The 1,934-nt window shown below is 68.9% G+C and carries 1 protein-coding gene and 1 pseudogene; one reads left to right on the forward strand and one right to left on the reverse strand.

The window, feature by feature from the left end; genetic code table 11:
• Positions 1–148 (forward strand): annotated as a pseudogene (locus tag IF89_RS50055) (transposase); the annotation flags it as partial.
• Positions 149–361: 213 nt separating this feature from the next.
• Here the strand turns inward: IF89_RS50055 and IF89_RS0135165 are convergent.
• The gene (locus IF89_RS0135165; protein ID WP_030777104.1) at positions 362–1,576 is read right to left on the reverse strand and encodes an IS110 family transposase; all 1,215 of its coding nucleotides are present in this window, start codon (positions 1,574–1,576) and stop codon (positions 362–364) included.
• Positions 1,577–1,934 lie beyond the last annotated feature (358 nt).

The raw sequence follows: 1,934 nt of genomic DNA on the forward strand, positions 1-1,934 counted from the left end.
GGCCGGTGGAGTGATCACCGCCGGGTCGTCAACGGGGTGCTCTACCGCGTGCGGACCGGTGTCCAGTGGCGGGACCTGCCGGAGCGGTTCGGTCCGTGGCAGACCGTCCATAAACGACATCGCCGCTGGTCGGCCGATGGAACGCAGACGATGCTGTTGTCCCGTGCCCAGGCGGCTGAGGACGATGCGGGCCGCGGCTGGGATGTGTCGGTGGACTCGACGGTGGTTCGTGCTCATCAGCATGCTGCCGGTGCGAGGAGGACGCCTGCGGCCGCGGGTCTCCAAAAGGGGAACGCCCGGGGGGGTGTCTCTATGTCTTTCGTCAAGGACGTGGTGCCGGGTTTGAGGCTGTTTGGGATAGTCATGCGGCGAGGGTGACGGCGGGGACTCTGGACTCGTAGAAGGTGCCGTCTCGGAGCATCGCGAACAGGACGCTGACGCGTTGGCGTGCGAGGCGGAGGAGGGCCTGGGTGTGGGTTTTGCCGCGGGTTCTTTGCCGGTCGTAGTAGGTGCGGGAGGCCGGATCGGCGTTCATGCAGGCGAAGGCGGAGAGGAACATGGCCCGTTTGAGCTGCCGGTTTCCGCCGCGTGGCGCGTGTTCGCCGTGGATCGAGGTCCCCGACGACTTCGTGGTCGGGGCGAGGCCGGCGTAGGAGGCGAGGTGGGCGGCACTGGGAAAACTGGTGCCGTTGCCGACGGTGACCAGCAGGACGGCGGCGGTCCTGACCCCGACTCCCGGCATCGAGGTCAGGACCGGGTGAAGAGGGTGGGCCTCCAGCAGGGTGCTGATCTGCGCTTCCAGAGCCCGGCGCTGGTCGTGGACTGCGGCGGGCGAGGCGGCCAGGGACGGGATCACGATGTCGAGGGTGCCCGTGCCGGGAACGATGACGGTCTGCTCGTTGAGGGCGTCGAAGACCTCGTCGATCAGCCGCGCGGCCATCCGCGGCGCCTTCGGGCGGATGAGTTCGACAAGCCTGCGGCGGCCGGCCTTGCGCAAAGCGGCCGGAGATCCGTGGCGCTCGAGGAGCCAGGTGACGGCGGGGTGGTCCAGCCGCGGCCCGAGCACGCGCTCGAGGCTGGGGTGGAACTGAGTCAGCAGACCGCGGATCCGGTTGGAGGTGCGGGTGGCCTCGGCCGCGAGGTCCTGGTCGAAGCCGGTCAGCACCGTGAGCTCGGCGGTGATCTCGTCGGTCAGCTCCAGCGAACGCAGGATGTGCGGCATCGTCCGGGCCGCGTCCGCGATCACCGCCGCGTCCTTCGCATCGGTCTTCGCCTCTCCCGGATACAGATCGGCGATCCGCCGCATCGCGAGTCCGGGCAGGCAGGCGACCTCGCAGCCCGCGTCGCGGGCGACGGTCAGCGGCAGGGCACCGATCGAGGCCGGCTGGTCCACGATCACCAGGACAGTGCCGAACTCGGCCTTGAGCTTGCCGAATACGGCCCGCAGCTTCGGCTCGCTGTTGGGCATCGGCTTGTCGAAGACCTTCTTCCCGGCCGGCGTGAGCCCGTGGCCATGGTGAACGCTCTTGCCGACGTCCAACCCGAGGAAGACGCCTATGCCTTCGGTGTCCAACATCGCACGACTCCAGAGGTGTCAACTGTGCCGGCCTCGGCGGTGGCACCGTGCTCGCGCATCCACGTTATGCAGACCTGCCGCCCGCGATTCTGCCCGGCATTGCGCCGGGCCGGGCGGTGGCCGGGTCTCCCATCAGCGTCTCCGACGGCACCTCCCGGGCGGCGACACCACCCCCCAGGTCATCCGTTCGACAGAGGGGACACAGCCATACCGGGCCCGGAGGCCAGCGGCCCCGTTGCAGGACCACGAAAAACATAACGGGGGCGAACCAGGTCGATCCGGTGCTGCAGAAACTCATCGTCAGGCTGACGGAGGTGGTCCGATCACCGAATGCCTGGGACGCTCCCGGGGCGGCTTC

Origin of the sequence: Streptomyces sp. NRRL F-2664, from assembly GCF_000719345.1 — a bacterium.
GTDB lineage: Bacteria > Actinomycetota > Actinomycetes > Streptomycetales > Streptomycetaceae > Streptomyces.

Coding starts and splice junctions, on each gene's coding strand:
- IF89_RS0135165 (WP_030777104.1), bottom strand. CDS start 1,576: ATGTTGGACACCGAAGGCATAGGCGTCTTCCTCGGGTTGGACGTCGGC.